The sequence below is a fragment of the Pseudomonas sp. NPDC087598 genome, assembly GCF_044743525.1.
GTDB lineage: Bacteria > Pseudomonadota > Gammaproteobacteria > Pseudomonadales > Pseudomonadaceae > Aquipseudomonas.
The window spans coordinates 66,039-82,870 of sequence record NZ_JBIUWQ010000026.1 but is presented as its reverse complement, the minus strand read 5'-3'; the positions used below and the strand labels follow the sequence as shown (position 1 = coordinate 82,870).

General features: G+C 57.1%; 12 protein-coding genes. 1 reads left to right on the top strand and 11 read right to left on the bottom strand.

The annotated features are described in order from the left end of the window. The 4 genes from ACIOWE_RS16040 to puuE form a co-directional block, all read right to left on the bottom strand. The coding region (locus ACIOWE_RS16040; RefSeq protein ID WP_401393128.1) for an ureidoglycolate lyase at nt 1–116 on the bottom strand (116 nt) is incomplete at its 3' end. Nucleotides 117–236: 120 nt separating this feature from the next. Then, nucleotides 237–1,232, bottom strand: coding sequence for an allantoicase (gene alc, locus ACIOWE_RS16035; RefSeq protein ID WP_095191513.1), 996 nt, complete (start codon nt 1,230–1,232; stop codon nt 237–239). A gap of 87 nt (nt 1,233–1,319) precedes the next feature. Then, nucleotides 1,320–1,835 (bottom strand): 2-oxo-4-hydroxy-4-carboxy-5-ureidoimidazoline decarboxylase, encoded by a 516-nt coding sequence (gene uraD, locus ACIOWE_RS16030; RefSeq protein ID WP_103303785.1) that lies wholly within the window; start codon nt 1,833–1,835, stop codon nt 1,320–1,322. Next, nucleotides 1,832–2,758: an allantoinase PuuE gene (gene puuE, locus ACIOWE_RS16025; protein ID WP_102359073.1), complete on the bottom strand. Its 927-nt coding sequence runs from the start codon at nt 2,756–2,758 to the stop codon at nt 1,832–1,834. Before puuE ends, uraD begins: the two co-directional genes overlap by 4 nt. 430 nt (nt 2,759–3,188) lie before the next feature. Here puuE and uraH point away from each other — a divergent pair, with 430 nt between their 5' ends. Beyond that, nucleotides 3,189–3,542, top strand: a complete 354-nt coding sequence (gene uraH, locus ACIOWE_RS16020; protein WP_401393122.1) for a hydroxyisourate hydrolase — start codon at nt 3,189–3,191, stop codon at nt 3,540–3,542. A 134-nt stretch (nt 3,543–3,676) separates the two neighbouring features. Here the strand turns inward: uraH and ACIOWE_RS16015 are convergent, their stop codons facing one another. The 7 genes from ACIOWE_RS16015 to ACIOWE_RS15985 all read right to left on the bottom strand — a co-directional run bounded on the left by ACIOWE_RS16015 (nt 3,677) and on the right by ACIOWE_RS15985 (nt 16,549). Continuing rightward, a complete protein-coding gene (locus ACIOWE_RS16015) occupies nt 3,677–4,633 on the bottom strand; it encodes a hypothetical protein (RefSeq protein ID WP_401393119.1) in 957 nt (318 codons plus the stop codon). An 86-nt stretch (nt 4,634–4,719) separates the two neighbouring features. Beyond that, nucleotides 4,720–6,549 (bottom strand): hypothetical protein, encoded by a 1,830-nt coding sequence (locus tag ACIOWE_RS16010; protein WP_401393116.1) that lies wholly within the window; start codon nt 6,547–6,549, stop codon nt 4,720–4,722. Between the two features lie 70 nt (nt 6,550–6,619). After that, the gene (locus tag ACIOWE_RS16005) at nt 6,620–8,299 is read right to left on the bottom strand and encodes a hypothetical protein (RefSeq protein WP_401393113.1); all 1,680 of its coding nucleotides are present in this window, start codon (nt 8,297–8,299) and stop codon (nt 6,620–6,622) included. Between the two features lie 175 nt (nt 8,300–8,474). Continuing rightward, nucleotides 8,475–10,298: a hypothetical protein gene (locus tag ACIOWE_RS16000; protein ID WP_401393110.1), complete on the bottom strand. Its 1,824-nt coding sequence runs from the start codon at nt 10,296–10,298 to the stop codon at nt 8,475–8,477. Nucleotides 10,299–10,453: 155 nt separating this feature from the next. After that, nucleotides 10,454–14,005, bottom strand: coding sequence for a calcium-binding protein (locus ACIOWE_RS15995; protein WP_401393107.1), 3,552 nt, complete (start codon nt 14,003–14,005; stop codon nt 10,454–10,456). A gap of 473 nt (nt 14,006–14,478) precedes the next feature. After that, entirely contained in the window at nt 14,479–15,108 is a 630-nt protein-coding gene (locus ACIOWE_RS15990; RefSeq protein WP_401393104.1) for a LysE family translocator, read from the bottom strand. A 91-nt stretch (nt 15,109–15,199) separates the two neighbouring features. Continuing rightward, entirely contained in the window at nt 15,200–16,549 is a 1,350-nt protein-coding gene (locus ACIOWE_RS15985) for an NCS2 family permease (RefSeq protein WP_201239381.1), read from the bottom strand. Nucleotides 16,550–16,832: the final 283 nt, after the last annotated feature.

The window sequence follows — 16,832 nt, the reverse complement described above, 5'->3', positions numbered from 1 at the left end:
AAGCGCATGGTCGAACCGTTGTTGATCATGAAGTGATCGCTGCCGTCGGTTTCGATCACGTCACCGAAAGGGGCGAAGGCTTCTTTGGTCAGCGGTTCAATCTGTAGTGTGCGCATGCTGTTCTTCTTATCCGAATTCGTTGTTGACTGTTCTATTGCTATCGCGAGCAGGCTCGCTCCCACATTTGGAATGCAATCCCCTGTGGGAGCGAGCCTGCTCGCGAATGGGTTCAACGCTTATTTAGCGACCTTGCCCAATACGCGCAGGCGGCTTACACCACCGTCCGGGAACACGTTCAGACGGATGTGGGTGATCGGGCCCAGCGCCTTGATCTGCTCGACGAAGGTGTGCTCGGCGTGCATTTCCAGCTTCTGGCTTGGCAGCAGTTCGCGCCAGAACAGCGACTGGGTTTCGATCTGGCTGTCAGTACCGCCCTTGACGAAAGCGCCCTGGATCGAGCAGGTGTCCGGGTAGTTGCCTTTGAAGTGCAGGGTGTCGACGACGATCTTCTCGATCTCGCCCGGGTGGCCCAGCGCGACGATGACCCAGTCATTGCCCGGGGTACGACGACGTGCAGTTTCCCAACCGTCGCCCATGTTGATGCCACGGCCCGGGTTGAGGATGTTGCTCATGCGGCCGAAGTGTTCGTCGGAGCAGGCGAGGGCGCGGCCACCATTCAGGGCTGCTGCCAGATCGACTTGCTCGTTGTCGCCAACAGCCGACCAGTCGCGGAACGGAATGCCGTACACGCGCAGACGGGCAACACCACCGTCCGGGTAGATGTTGAAGCGCAGGTGGCTGAACGCTTTGTCGTTGCTGATTTCGTGGTAGTGGTGGCTGTTGCCTTGCAGCTCGACGGCCGACAGCACCTCAGTCCACTGGGTGTTTTCATCAGGCTCGCCCGAGGCCAGGAAGCAAGCTTCCAGGGAGGCCGATGGCGGGAAGTTGCCGGTGAAGAATGAAGTGTCGATGTCCACGCCTTTGATCGAGCCCGGTACGCCCAGACGGATCACTGCGCTGTCGAAGCCTTCGAAGCGCTTGCGGCGCGATTCCCAGCCGTCCATCCACTTGCCGTTGTCATCGAACACGCCCTCCTTCCATACGGCCGGGGTCGGTTGGAACAGACGATTGGCGTCTGCGAACCAGTCATCTGTGACCGAAATGATTTTGGTGCCCAGACGGGCATCGGCCAGGTTGACGAACTTCTCGAAAGGTACGGCGTAAGCTTTCATTCTTCTTGTCTGCCTTTAAATAAGTGGCTGGGGATGCTTGCGAGGCCCTGGGCATTCTCCGCGTCTGACATGCTCGGGCCAGGCTTGCTAAAGAGTCAGTAAACGGAACAGGGCGATCTTGTTGATCTCCGCCAGCGCGCATTTGAATTCGGTGTCGACCGAATTGTGAATGCGCGTTTCGAACGCCGCGAGGATCTGATGCCGGTTGCTGCCTTTTACCGCCATGATGAAGGGAAACTTGAACTTGGCTTTGTAGGCGTCGTTCAGCTCGGTGAAGCGAGAAAACTCTTCGGCCGTGCATTGGTGAATACCGGCGCCAGCCTGTTCATTGGTGCTGGCTTCGGTTAACTGGCCCTGGACGGCAGCTTTGCCGGCCAGGTCCGGGTGAGCGTTGATCAGTGCCAGTTGACTGGCGTGATCGGCGCTCAACAGGATGTCGCTCATGCGCTGGTGCAGGGTTTCGATCTCGTCGATCGAAGCGTCTGCGCCCAGGTCGTAGGCCTTCTCGGCTACCCATGGCGAATGTTCGTAGATGTCGGCAAAGGCTTTGACGAAGGCGTCGCGGCTCAGGGTCGACGGTTGCAGGGTTTGAAAACGGCTCATTTGGCGGCCCCTTGGTACGGCTGGGTTTCGTGCCAGTGGCGCGCGATGTCGACGCGACGGCTGAACCACACCTGTTCATGACTTTTGGCGTATTCGATGAAGCGCTTGAGCGAGGCGAGGCGACCCGGACGGCCGATCAGGCGGCAGTGCAGACCGATCGAGAGCATTTTCGGCGCTTCGGCACCTTCGGCATAGAGCACGTCGAAGGCGTCTTTGAGGTATTCGAAGAAATCGTCACCCTTGTTGAAACCCTGCACTTGGGTGAAGCGCATGTCATTGGTGTCGAGGGTGTACGGAATCACCAGATGCGGCTTGCCGGTCGGGTTGTTCGGTTCCCAGTAGGGCAAGTCGTCGTCGTAGGTGTCGCAGTCGTAGAGGAAACCACCTTCTTCCATCACCAGACGACGGGTATTCGGACCGGTGCGACCGGTGTACCAGCCCAGCGGACGCTCACCGGTGAGTTCGGTGAGGATGCGGATCGCTTCGAGCATGTGCTCGCGTTCCTGCGCTTCGTCCATGTACTGATAGTCGATCCAGCGGTAGCCGTGGCTGCAGATCTCGTGGCCGGCCTCGACCATTGCGCGGATTACATCCGGGTGGCGCTGGGCGGCCATGGCGACGGCGAAGATGGTCAGAGGAATGTCGAATTCCTTGAACAGTTTCAGAATCCGCCAGACGCCGGCACGGCTGCCATACTCGTAAAGCGATTCCATGCTCATGTTGCGCGCGCCTTGTAGCGGCTGGGCGGCAACCATCTCGGACAGGAAGGCTTCGGATTCTTTGTCGCCGTGCAAAATGTTGCGCTCGCCGCCTTCTTCGTAATTGAGTACGAAGGACAGGGCGATGCGGGCATTGCCCGGCCAGTGGGGGTGAGGAGGGTTACTGCCGTAACCGATCAGGTCGCGTGGGTAGTCAGCGCTCACTGCAGTCTTCCTTCTTATTCGTTGACAGTTGGTGTAACGGCCCGGCGGTGAGTGTGCAGGCTGGCGTCACAGCGATGCGCTGATTGTATACAACTTTATTCTCAATTTGTAAGCCTGAATTTTCGCAATTTTCACCGACTGTCATCTTTTGCTGTTAATGGCGTGAGCCTGCAAGAAACCTGCCTGACCAGTCAGCTAATGGATAGGAGGTTCAATGATCAGGCGCTTTGCTGGCAGAACGCGGGGAAAGTCCCGGATGGCGGGGGTGATGTGAAAAATGTCGTTTTTATTGTGTACAATTTTTTTGAAAAGTGTCTTAATCAGTCGCTCGCCGCAACTTTTCGTGCTTCGAAACGGTGCGGTCTCCTTTTTATCTGACTTCGGGAGGCGCGAGGTCTGACTGCTCTTTGCGGCCAGGCGCGCAGAATCAATGGGACGTTTGACTACACACGTTTTGGACGCTGCACACGGTTGCCCGGGCAGTTCGATCAAGGTCGAACTGTACCGCGTTGAAGGTTCGCAACTGGAATTGGTCGCCAGTGCGATAACCAACAGCGATGGCCGGGTCGATGCGCCGTTGCTGCAGGGCGACGATTACCGTACCGGGGTTTATCAGGTTCAGTTCCACGCTGGCGATTACTACCGCTCCCGTGGCGTGCAACTGCCGGAGCCGGCGTTTCTGGACGTGGTCGTGCTGCGTTTCGGCATCTCTGCCGAACAGGATCACTACCACGTGCCATTGCTGATCTCGCCTTACAGCTATTCCACGTATCGGGGCAGCTGACCCCCAAGCAGCTGCCCCCACCGGGAAGCGACTGCGCATATAGCTTCTTTGGTCTTTCGCCCGCTCACACTGCGGGCTTTTTTTCGTCTGTCGAATATGGTCCGAAAGGGCTCGGTATCAGCTTTGCGTAAGGTTCATGTCGGCTGGTGATCGCCGTTGAAATCATCCGGCTGATGGGGCAATGCCGTCTCGTCATGTGCGGTGAGATGCGGACGTTTGCTTGGGCCTGACTCGTCTGCCTGCGATTGCTCGGCCGGTCGTCGATTATTTGTCGGCGTAGGCTCGGCAGCGTTTGTGGCGTTCGCTACTTTTCGGCGCCAGCGATTTGATCCGGGAATCTGTTCCACCCGTTCGCCGGAAGGTTTCAGTTCGCTGGCAAAAGTCTGCTGATACTCACCGTCGGCGTTTTTGCCGACCATGACGGTGCCTTCTGCGGTGTCGACATAGGTTTTACGGTGCTTGTCATAGCGGATGCCCTGCGCTGACGTCGCCGGATCGGATAGCCGTGCGGCGAGATGAGGCGCGAGAACGCCGGGCGTTTTCGCGGATGCGCGCGCGGTAATGGCCGCAGGAGTCGGGCTGGCTGGCGAGTCCGCCGCAAGCCAGGCCGGCAGTTCGAAACGCCACGATGACTGGCCGCTAACCTTATGCAAAAAAGGCCCGGGCAAGTCCGGTGTGAAGTCGAAAGGCACCTGATAACGACCATCCTGTTGGCGTTCAACCAGAAAGTGGCCCTCGTTTTCGACGTGGGCATATGTCCTGCCATCCGGACTGATGAACAGATCGCTGTCACTCGCCAGTGGACGCAACAGATGCACTTGATCCGCCGGCCAGGTAATCGATCGGCGAGCGGCATCCGGCGTTGGCCACGACGTTGCGGGCATATTGCTGACGGAAACCGCCGAGACCGGATTGTTTTCGTCTGCACTTTCGCGGACACGTGCAAAGGGCTTCTCTGCTGCGGGGAAGACGGAGTCAGTGTTTCCGGCAATTCTTTGAGTGCCGTCAAGCGCATCAGTCACAGGCCGCACAGGGGATGTAGATGAATCAGGTGAAACGGTGCCAGGTAGTTTTTTCGGTGTTTTGGCCATTCTGGTTAGCTCGATATTCGTGATGGATCCGGGTGACGCACTGCACCTTGCAGTGCGCCTGAAACAGGTGTGCCTGCCGCTGGATGTCAGCCTTCTCTCACAATGAAGAGCAACGTCTGTTGTGCAGAGATTGGCTGTGTACCGCCGACCAGATAGACGACCTTGCCGGGCTCGAGCATCTGGCTCCATTTCGATTTCTCGACCCTGCTCCTGAACCCTTCGCCGCTCAGTTCAGAAGCCGGGTCCATGCCTCGATACAGCGTGCCGTCGGCAGCGCTGGGGCGAAACCTGAGGACGAATACGCTGTCGAGGTTTTCCCGTTTGAAGATCAACGCGTCATCGCTGAACATGCGGCTGGTACGATCGACCGCATACCCGCTGTGTTCGAGAAGATCGCTGAACATCGCGCGCAGGCTGCTGCCCGGCGTGTCCAGCGCATCGCGCCATTGCTGGTGGAATCGGCTGGTATCGAAATCGAGTCGCTGGAAGGCTTCGCCGGACGGCGACGGGAGCATGAGGTTGTGCCCCAGCAGATCGGCACTGGGTTGTGCCGGCAGGATGGGTAGCAGCAATAACGGGTCGGCCAGTTCCGCTCTCGGTGCCGCCGAGCTGGTTCTGTTTTCCCAGTGATACAGCGTGTCGAAGAGAATGCGCAGTCCATCACCGTTGATGACTTCGGAATGGTTAGCCTGATTGAACACGGTTCTGGCGATGGCGTTCGACGACTGATGCGATAAATCCAGGAAGGTTTTGCCGACGTACTCGGTCAATGATCCCTCAAACGGGCGTTGCTCCACGACTGTCCAGGTATCAGCGGTTTTAACCGCCCATTTCGGTTGCAGAGACGGATCGGTCTGCAACATCTGTTCGAAGGCGTCGTATCGGCCAGGCGTGAACAGTGGGTTTTCCAGATAGACGAGCAGCGTATCGGTCTGCATGCGCTGCGGCACGATCACATAGTGCAGGCCCTCTATGTCTATGGAGTCATTCCATTCGGGTTTGCTGGTTTTGCCCCAGCTTTTCCAGACTCCGGACGCGGGCTGCGCCTCGGGTGTAAGGCCAGACGATGGGCGTGCCAGTGCCGGTTGATGGGCATTTGTCAGGCGCGCACGTTTGCTGGGTCCCGGTAACTGATCGTCGGCCGCCCGGGTTCGCCAGCGTTTGCTTCCGGGAATTTGCTCGACCCGCGCGCCGAGCGAATTGCGCTCGTGGGCAGAGGCTTGCTGATAGCCGCCCGCCGGATGTTTGCGCACGAGGAAGGTCGCTCCGTCTTCCATATCGACATAAGTGGCTTTGCGTTTGTCGTAGCGCATGCCGTCCAAAGTGCTTTGTGCGCTGGTCAGCCAGGTCGCCTGATCGGCGGGCAAGGGCCGTGGTGATGAAGGCTTTGCCGCTGTCTCGGTATTCACTGCCGTGTGCGCGGGCCTAGCGGCTTGCTCGGGGCGCCAGTGAGGTTGCCCCTCGACGTGCGTGAGCAGCGGGCCCGCCTCGCCGAGACCCTCTGGCCAGTGCAGGCGATAGCGGCCATCGGATTGGCGGTCGACGCGAAAATAGCCCTCGTTGGCGATATGCGCATAGGTATCGCCCTCGGGGCTTTCGTACAACCCGCGATGACTGCTGATTGCGCGCAACAGGTGAGCATTTTCGGCCGGCCAGCTGATCGTGCGCATATTGGTTTCCAGCAGCGCTGCGACAGACTCGGGCAGATGGCTCACGGTGACCGCTGGCGCGCGTGGGTTTGCGTTCGACGAAGGATTTTGGGCGTCCGCTTCAGGTGTGCGAACCAGTGATGCTGCCGGATCGGAACTGCCGGTATGCGCAAGGTGCCCGGCAGGTTCGTTTGTCACGATGCGGGTGATTGCCAGGGACGTGTCGGGGGCTGGAGTGAGTGGGATTTTCTTCGGTGCTTTGGCCATATCGGGTTTCTCTTCCATGTGAATGCTGGAACGCAGTGGGCGAGTGATGCAGTGGACGCAAGGTCGACAGTCATCCCTCTCTAACCATGAACAACGTCGGTTTTTCAGGTGCGATTAGCTGCGTGCCGCCCACCAGATAAACGATCTGGTTCTGCGCCAGGTGAATGTTCAATGTGTGCCGGGTCGCTTGGGTGAGTTTCGTCTGGAAGGCCGGACTGGCCATTTCCGCGCCGGGCACGCTGTAACGGGCAATCGTGCTGCCGGTGACACGCGGCAACTTCAAGACAAATACGGCGGCGACGCCTTCGCGGTGAAACAGCAACGCGCCTTCACTCATCGCCCGTGGGGTCGTATTGATGGTGTAACCGTTCTGCCGCAGGATCGTGCTGAATAACGTGCGCAGACTGGCACCTGTCGGGGCCGCTGCGTAGGTGCCCCATTCCAGCGGAAACTGTTGCGGGTCGAAGTCTATTCGTTGCAAAAAACGCGGTGAGGGCGCGGGCAACGAAAGCACGCCACCGGGCACCATGGTGAACGGCTCAACAGCCAGTCTGGGCAACATCAGCAGTGGATCCATGAGCCCACGCATGGGCGCCTCGTTGTTGACGCGATCGAGCCAGTGGCGAAAGGTCAGGGTCATCACCGAAAGGCCGAGGCCAGTCACCGTGCCGAAGGGGTGGGTCTGGTCGAAGACGGCGCGCGCGAGGTTGCTCAACGAGTGATCGGAGAGGTATTTGAACGCGTGGGCGACGTATTGCTTGAGGGGCATTTCAAACGGCAGATGGCTTTCCAGGACCCGCCATTGGCCATCGCGTTTCAACGCCCATTTCGGCTGGCGTGAGGGCTCGTGGCGGAGCATTTGTTCAAAGGCGTCGTAGCGTCCGGGGGCAAAGCCCGGGTGCTGCAAATAGACCAGGCCAGTGACGGGGTGGATGCCTTGATCCACGATCGGGTAATGCGCACCGTCTATTTCGATGGATAGACCTGATTCCGGTGGTGTGGTTTTGCCCCAGTTTCGCCATTGCCCGGCCGACAGATCCAGGGCGTCCGGTTGCTGGGACAGAAGACTTTCCACCAGTATTCCGGCTTCATCCGTCGCGCTGGTTGGCTCGTGCAGACGCGGCCGTTTGCTGGGGCCTGGCACAGGTTCGCTGGCCTCGACGACGCGCAGATCAGCGTCCACCGGAGAGCGGTTTGACGCCACCTGACGCCAGCGTTTCGACCCCGGAATCTGCTCGACCCGTTCACCGGTCGGGCTCAATTCGCCGGGATGGGTTTGCTGATAACTGCCATCCGGATGTTTGCGCACCATCACCGTGCCGTGCTCCAGATCGACATAGGTTTTTTTGTGTTTGTCGTAACGGATGCCTTCCGCCGAGGTGTCGGCACTGGTCAGCAGGGCTGCCAGCGCCGGATCGATGAACGTGGCGGGAGGAAGATTCGCGTCGATGGCAGGTGTCGCCTGACGTGTGTCAGGTAGTTGGGAGGCTCCTTCTGAAGACGCACGCCGCGCAGGTGCGTAAGGTTCGGGTTCAGGCATTTGGCTGATGATGACGCTGGGGCGCCGGCCGGCTATGTCGGCCCCGCTCCCGGTCGAGGTTCCAGGCGTCGGCTCGGTGCCGGTCAGCGCCGGCACCGAATGCCCGGTATCGCCGTGGCTGCCAGCCGGTGGTTCGGTCACGGGGCGGGTGGGGTTCGCCGCGTTATCGGGTGGAGGTAAAAGCGGAATTTTCTTGGGCGATTTAGCCATTGCAATGCTCCAGTGAAGTACGGGTTCTTCAAGGAGCTAATGCTCGGTAATCGGAGGACGTGGTGTGCGGTACATATGTCTTGTATCGACGGCACATGATGCAAAACTTTACGAGATTGATGCTCTGAGGCAGAGGCTGCCCTCACCGTCAGTGCGGCGAGGGCAGCCGCCGTTGTCAGCGCTCTCTGAGAATAAACACGGCCTCCGGGTTCGATTCGACTTTCATTACCCCCCCGATCAGCCAGACCACCTTGCCTTTAACCGCTGCGCTCGTCAGGGCAGTAAAGGCCTCGTTGCCGATACGTGCGGGCAGACCCGGATCAGCCAGTTCATTGCCCGGTGCGTGGGACAGGCCGATATGCTCGACCGCGCCGAGTTTCAGAAAGAACACTTCATCATGATTTGTGCGCTTGAAGACCAGCGTCGGCATGCGGTGATCGTGGGTCAGAGGAAAGACGTCGTAGCTGCTGCGAATCAGCAAGGCACCGACCAGACGCCTGAGGTTCAGATCGGTCGGATCCTTTTTGTAGTTCTGCCACTCGAATGGAAAACGCTGTGGATCAAACACCAGTCGCTGCAAATCCCCTTCGACCTGAGGGTGCAGCGGGATGACTTTTTTCCCTGCGATGTCGATGGTTTTCGCCACCGGCAGCATGTTCAGCGGGTCGGCAAACGCCGGTGTGGCGGGGAAGGGCTTTTGATTCCATTGGCTCAAGACCGTTTGAATGTTGCTCAGTCCGGTGCCGGTGATGGTGGCGGCGTTATCCGAAAGCTCGAACAGTTTTCGCGCAACGGCTCTTGCCGTGAAATCGGAGAAGTCGGCAAAGGTTTCGGCGACGGACTGCGTTAGCGGTTTTTCAAAAAAACGCTTGCCGGGGCGCACTTCTCCAGGCTCGGTGCCGATGCGGAAGGTGGCCACCGGCTGGAGTTCCGGCGCCGTTTGCAGCATCCGCTCAAAGGCATCGAAGTGCGACGGTGCAAACTCCGGGTGTTGCAGGTAATACACCTTGGGCAAGCGATGGGGCGCCGAGCCGACGGGAACGATGGGATAGTGCAGCCAGCCGAGCTGCACCGATTCACCAGTGGTCGGCTGATTCAAGTGGCCCCATGGCAGCCAGAAATAAGGTGTTTGTTCAGACGCGAGGGTGCTGGTGGCGGCAGGATCTTGTGGTTCGTCAAGACGTGGACGCTTGCTCGGACCGGGCGTCGGTTCGTCAGCGGCGCGAGTGGGCTCGGCGCTGTCCTTAGCCTTGCGTCGCCAGAGTGTTGTTCCCGTAACGGCTTCAAGTTCGGGGCCGGAAGGAGAGAGTTCGCTGGCGGATGTCTCTCGGTAGGTACCGTCGCCGACCTTGCGCACCATTACCGTGCCTTCTGCCGTGTCTACGTAGGTTTTCTTGTGCTTGTCGTAGCGGATTCCGTCGGATGCCAGCTCCGCTTTGGTCAATACGGCGGCCAAATGTGGGGGCAAGTAGGCTGGCGGTTTCGGCGTTACGGAAGCCGCCGCTGTCGGCGACGATTGCCAGCCCGGCCGCTCGATGCGCCAGCGTGGCTGACCCTCGATTTTGCTCAGGATCGGCCCGGGAACTCCGGGTGCGAAAGACAGGGGCACGTGGTAAACGCCGCGTTCACTGAGTTCAACCAGAAAGCGGCCTTCGCTGCCTATTTCCGCGTAGGTTCGCAAATCCGGTCCTCTGAACAGTCCGGTATCCGCGCCCAGAGCGACCAACTCGTTGTAGCGGCTTTGTGGCCAGGCGATTTCGCTGCGGGCGAATCCATAGGTATCAACGCCGTGGCCGGGCAGATTGCTTATGACGACGTTGGGCTGATCAACCACCGGGATTTGCGATTGGCGCGTTGAGTGGCCTGTCGCGGGATCGCTGTCAGGCAGGTGCAGATCCGGGAATCGGTGGCCGGCGGGAAGGTCAACGCCAGTTCGGGTGGTTGGCGTCGACGTGTCGCCTGCGGAAGCCACCGGAATTTTTTTGGGCGATTTGGCCATGAATTGATACTCCGTTTGATGAGCGTGTCATCACATTTTTGAAGCGCACTTGAGTGCAGCCCCGAGAGGGTCGGGGCTGGGGAAGTTGACAAGGCTCAAACTATTCTGTCGTCAGAGTGCGCAGGATTTATATCGTTGAAAGTAGAACTAAAGGATCAAGAGACGGGCACTTCATCCAGGGCCACTATCGACTGTTGGAAGGAGGTGAGTTGCGGCTTGGGCAACTGATGATTACACCGGCCGTGAACTTTAAGATGCGAGCTGTTGATGATATTGGTCATGTAGGGGGTGGTAATCCAGCGACGTTTTGGGAAGCTGTAGCTCAGCTCAAAAGTCGGGTAGTGATAAAGGGTAGCATTTCTCACCGGGAGTTCCAGTTCCGCTACTGGAGAATAGCTTCCCGAGAGAACGACAGGAAAGTCTGGTGGTTCAATGAAGTATTGAGCGTCGACGCCGGTAATGGTAATCAGATCAAATGACAAATCGACCGTTCTGATAATTCCTTTTTCATCAATGACGTGCACGGTGTCGATGATATCTTCACTGCCGTATTCCGGGAGATGAATTGTGCAGGTGCCGATATAGAGTTTGTTGTTTTCAAGCCTGATTTCGACATTGCCCAGCTTGGTCGCATCAAGTTCCCAGGTCGACGAGTGCGGCAATCTGACACTCGCGCTGGCCAGACCGCCCGGCGTGCCGATCTTGATGTTTTGCTCGGCAACGAGGTGAAGAATGTACGTCCCGCCTGCACCTTCCAGACATTCCATCGCGTTTTGCCCGGGAGCGGCGGAGAAGTTGATGCAGGCGCCCCGTGGACTTAATGCGTAGGCGTCGTTTTCGGGTAACTCGAATTTCGACCCGCTCCAGCGGAAATTCAGAGGCATAGGCAGCAGGCTTTTCCACCGAATAAAACCAGTCGCCGGATAGTCCGTCTCAGTGGGCTGTTCGATTTTAGTGATTTTGGCAGAGATCTGATTTCCATCATTGAAGACGAATACGTACCTCTGTTCGGGTGTGTACTGAAGGTATTCAAGGAATTTACCCATTTCCTTGGTACGTTTGGGTAAACCAGGGTTTTCTTTCGAAAAACTTACTAACTTCAGGCTTTTTTCGCCAAAGTGATAGATCAGATCGGTAGACCCCCACCAGTAGCCATCGTCTTGCGCAGCACCATAAGCAACCTCTACCTTGGTGAGTTCGTTGCTGGCGTAGTCAAGGTGGATTTTTATACATTCTCGTGTGCGTTTTATTGCACGGAAGGTGATATTTTTGTCATTGCGCGGAAGGTAATAACTTACATAATTTTCGTGGTTGGTGTCGCAGGTTTCGGAATAAAGGATGATCGGATTTATTGGGAATCCACGCTTTAAAATAATAGCGTCCAGAGTCACGTGTCCACCGCTATCTATCGACTCAAGGAAATCGGGTGCAAGATAGAATCGATCGTTGGTGACAAAGGTTATTTTGTTATTTTTTATTTTTAACTTACCGTCTTTTTGCTCATAGACGTCCGCGATGACTAATCTGGTTTTCCCATGTAGATCAGAGTTCAGCACCACCGTCAGAGAGCCGTCTTTCATCACCAGAAAGTGGTCGATCAATTCCATTCTGAAATTGAGGACAATCACACTGTCCTCTACGCCGTCTTCGAAAAGCGAGACAGTGCCCGATACATTATCAATGAAGTACTCATCCTGGCCGGGTCCACCCCAGACCGATGCGCCCGCTTGCAGCAAATGAATCTGGTCGTTACCAGCCCCGGCCCGGATGATGTCGGTGCCTCGCGCCTTGATCACATTGCGCCCGTCAGTCCCGATGACGGTGGTGGAAGTATCAGCGATGGTTTCGACGTTCTCGATACTCTCGACGGTACTGTGTGCACTACGCTTCAACTCTTTTCCGGTTAATGGATCAAGCGTGACGGTGTGGATGGTTCCGGCGGCTAAATCAATGTTGTAGCCGGCCAAAGGTTTTTTCGGATACGCGTATTTTTGAGCAAGCTTGCCCAGAATCAGCGAGTCGTTGCCCGCACCGCCACGCAAGGTCCAGCGATCAGCAAGTTCGTCTTCAGGCCTGGCGACTTCTGCGCCTTGGAATACGAAGTGGTCATCCTTGTCGCCGCCAGTCAGTTGTTTTTTTCCCGTCTCGAAATAGAAGGCGTTCGGCTTTTTTTCCACCCCTTGTATGGCGTCATCACCGCCACCCATGAACCACAGGACGCCTTTGTTTTCTCCCCCAGTGCCTGTTTCCGCGCCGGGGGTCTTGTCCGTCACCCCTTCGCGGGCGTCAATGGCGTCGTCGCCGTCTTTTATTTTTGGCGTGGAAACGCTGTCCCAATCCCATTTTTTGGTCCACCAGTTCTGCTTCCTGACGCTCTCGGTCACGAGCTCCACATCGAAGCTGCCGTTGACGACGGCTTCGGTGGTCTCCTTCAATGGCCCCTCCAGCAAAGCCCTGGCACTTTCCTTCAACTGTTTGGCGTGATCGATTTTGGCTTTGGCGATCAGAAAACGATTCTGAACGTCGCTCGGTGGTCCCTGTAAAAAGAACGCGAGAAAGCCTGTCTGCCAGCGCTCATTGATGGAGAGTTCGATGTAATCATCAATGTCATCCACCGCCCGCACCGCACCATAAACCTGAGACCCGATTGCCAGCATGACTCCCGCCAGAAGACCCACCGGGCCTGCGAAAGAAAAACCGGCCATGGCTGCGGCGCCAAGGATGACGGTCATGGCAGCACTGGTAATGCTCAGCGCGGCACTGACGTATTGATCCATGGCTTCTTTGCCCGTGGTGTTTTCAGCTGCGGTGAAGGATCTGACCGCCGTATATAGATCAAACGGCAACGTCAGTGCCCCGCCGATCAGGCCTCCAGAGCGGCTCAGCCTGACTGCAAAACGGGTTCTGGCAAAATCCTTGTAAGCCTGCTGCCCGGCCGTGATCATGCGCGTGGCTTCATGCGTAATGGCCAGGTCAACGGCAATGGAACTGACTTCGGTCAGTATCCCCGTGGCATTGATGACCACCTCATTGGTGTTTTCGACTTTTATGGCTTCGTATACGCCCCGAATGCCCATGAATATCCCGAAGCCTTGAATCCCAACGCTGGCGCCGAGAGCGGAATAGCTTTTCGTCTTCGAAACCCAGACGGGCGTGTTTTTCGGCAAGGAGGCATGACGCAAATCCAGCTTGTGCGCGGCATTCAACAGCTTCTCGAGTTTGCTGCGAAGGTTGCCCGGATCTACAGTGGTTTCAGGATTTTCCCTGATCATGCGCGGAGCCGTTAATGGCCGCCGGCTGGCGATATCGAACAGTAGATTCGGCAGCAGGTAGGCATCCCTGCCGTTGGCCGATTTCATATGGGTTTCGATGTCGGTCAAACTGAATTGCAAGGAATTGACGAAAGAGCGCTTGGGCACTCGAAAGAAGGTGTTGTCACCGTTCAGGGGCTGGCCGTTGATCCTTGCACCCAGTGCATCGAGAGCTACCCGTGTCACCGAAATCTGGCCAATTTCCAGTGGCCCGAAAAGCTTGTCGTTAAGATTCAGTTGGCTGGTGTGGGTTTTGCTTTTTGTATCGGTAGCGTCATGGCTCGCGGTTTTCAGATCGAGAGTGGAATCCGTGCGTGTATTGGCAGGCTGAGGGCCAATATCGTTAATGACGACGGAGTCGTGCTGTATTTCAGACTCTTGTATAAGAGTGGCCATTTGAACATCCTTGTTCGGCGAAATAAATATTTAGCGGCGTGGCTATATTAATGTCGAGTTTCGACTGGTGTATATCGTCGGGTTGTTGCGATGTATTGCATTTGCAGGCATTAATCGGTAAGTAGAAGTAACAGTAAGGTGTGAAATAAGCTTCAGGCTTCTCTTGCCATGACAAGGCCGGATTGCGAGTTGGGCCTTTTTTTCTTGGTCTTGATCGGGTAAGAGACCCTGATGCGGAGCTGGGGCCGGGATGTTGTTGCTGGTATGTCGAGCTTGGGCAATGTATCACTGCACAGAATTTCAGCGTGCTGACGACTTATAATATAGTTTTTCGAAAAGTGTTCTGAATAGTCGCCAAACGCCACTGTTTGACGAAACTTTCGAAGTGATAAAAATTTAGCCATCCTGGCTGCAATTATTTTGCAACCAGAATGGCTATTTAAACAACATCAACAGTAAGTTGCAGTAACTTCTCAGTGACTGCTGAGCAAGGAAGCGGCACCCGCTCCGCCGAACAGACCGGCACTGATGCGATTGAACCAGCTCTGTCCTTTACCGCTGCGCAGATAGCGCGCTGCACCATGGGCGCCGAGGCCGTAGGCGAGTTTGCACAGCAGGTCCAGCACGGTCCAGGTTGCGATCATCACCAACAGTTGCGGCAGGAAAGGTTGTTCTGCGCTCAGGAATTGCGGCAGGAACGCTGCGAAGAACAGGATGTCTTTCGGGTTGCTCGCACCCAGCACAAAAGCACGACCAAACAGTGCGCGGAAACGGGGTGTCGGCGCCGCTTGCGGCACTTCAGCGCCTGTCGAAGGCTGACGCGATTGCTGCCAGCTCTGCCAGGCGAGGTAGAACAGATAGAGCGCACCCACGATTTTCAGCGCGCTGAAGAGTTTTTCCGAGGCGAGGAGCAGGGCGCCCAGACCCAGTGCGGAGGCACTGAGCAAACAGATCGAGGCAAAGACACCGCCGAGAAACGCCGGGTATGAACGACGCAGACCGTAATTCAGACTGTTGCTGATCATCAGCAATGACAGTGGCCCCGGAATAAGGATCACCACCAATGCAGCGCCGCTGAACAGCAGCCAGGTTTCCAGACTCATCACTTTGCTCCTTTTTTTTGTGGGTATTACGAATGTGCAAAAGCCCCACCCGCAAGGGTGAGGCTGATTTGAAGCCGGAACCGTGTAACGCTTACAAGAAGATGAACTTGGCGATGAAGATCGCGCAGAGCACCCACAGGCTCACGGAAATCTCTTTGTACTTACCGGTGCCGGCTTTCAGCGCCACGTAAGTAATGAAGCCCAGCGCGATGCCGTCGGCGACCGAGAAGGTCAGCGGCATCATGATTGCGGTGACGATGGCCGGAATAGCGTCGGTGGCTTCGTCCCATTCGATGTGGGCCATGCCGCCCATCATCAGCATCGCTACGTAGATCAATGCACCGGCCGTGGCGTAAGCCGGAATCATGCCGGCCAGCGGTGCAAAAAACATTGCCGCTATAAATAGCACACCTACGGTGACTGCGGTAAGACCAGTCCGACCACCAGCGGCCACACCGGCAGCACTTTCCACATAGCTTGTAACTGGCGGAACGCCCACCACCGCGCCGAATACGCTGGAGGCGCTGTCGGCTTTCATTGCGCGGGAAAGGTTTTCGATGCGGCCGTCAGCGTTGACCAGATTGGCGCGCTGGGCCACGCCCATCAGGGTGCCGGCGGTGTCGAACATGTGCACGAAGAGGAAAGCCAGTACCACGCTGATCATGCTGACGTTGAACACGCCGGCAACGTTCATGGCCATGAAGGTCGGGGCCAGGCTTGGCGGCGTCGACATGATCCCTTCGTAATGCACGATGCCCAGGCCCCAACCGGCGAGGGTCACGGTGATGATGCTGATGAGAATCGCGCCGAAAACCTTGTGGTAGCTGAGGATCGCGATCATCAGGAAGCAGATCGCGGCGAGCAGTGGGCCGGGTTCGCGCAGAGAGCCGAGTTTGATCAGTGTGGCCGGGCTGTCGACGACGATACCGGCGGTTTTCAGGCCGATCAGCCCAAGGAACAGTCCGACACCGGCACCCATCGCAAAGCGCAAACTGACCGGAATACTGTTGAGCAACCATTCACGAATCCGTGAGAAGGTCAGGATCATGAACAGCACACCGGAGACGAACACCGCACCCAGCGCGGTTTCCCAGTTGTAGCCCATGGTGCCGACCACGGTGTAGGTGAAGAACGCGTTGAGGCCCATGCCCGGTGCCAGACCCACCGGCCAGTTGGCGTACAGGCCCATCAACAGGCAGCCCAGCGCGGCGGCGATACAGGTGGCGACGAAGGCCGCACCGTGGTCAATCCCGGCATCGGCCATGATGTTCGGGTTAACGAAGATGATGTAAGCCATGGTGATGAAGGTTGTCAGACCGGCAATCAGCTCGGTCTTCACCGTGGTGCCATGCAAGGTGAGTTTGAAGATGCGCTCCAGCAGGCCATTGCGTAACGGCGGCGAGAGGTCCAGCGTCGATGCTTCGGATTTGCGGCTTTCCACAGCGAGTACTCCTCAAGAGTTTTATTGTTATTTCCAGGGCCGGACCCATGAGGGGTGGCAGCGGCCCTTTGAGGCATACGCGAATTTGTTGACCATGCGGTCAGGAACTCGCTCGCTGTGGATTATGCTTTTGTGTACAAATAAAGCAAATATTGTTTTTGGTTTTGTTTACGAAAGGTCCGTCGATAGGGATATATCGCCTTCGAGGGCCTCATCGCTGGCAAGCCAGCTCCCACAGGATTTGAGTGGTTCTGTACAGCTGAGTACACCGCCAACCATTGTG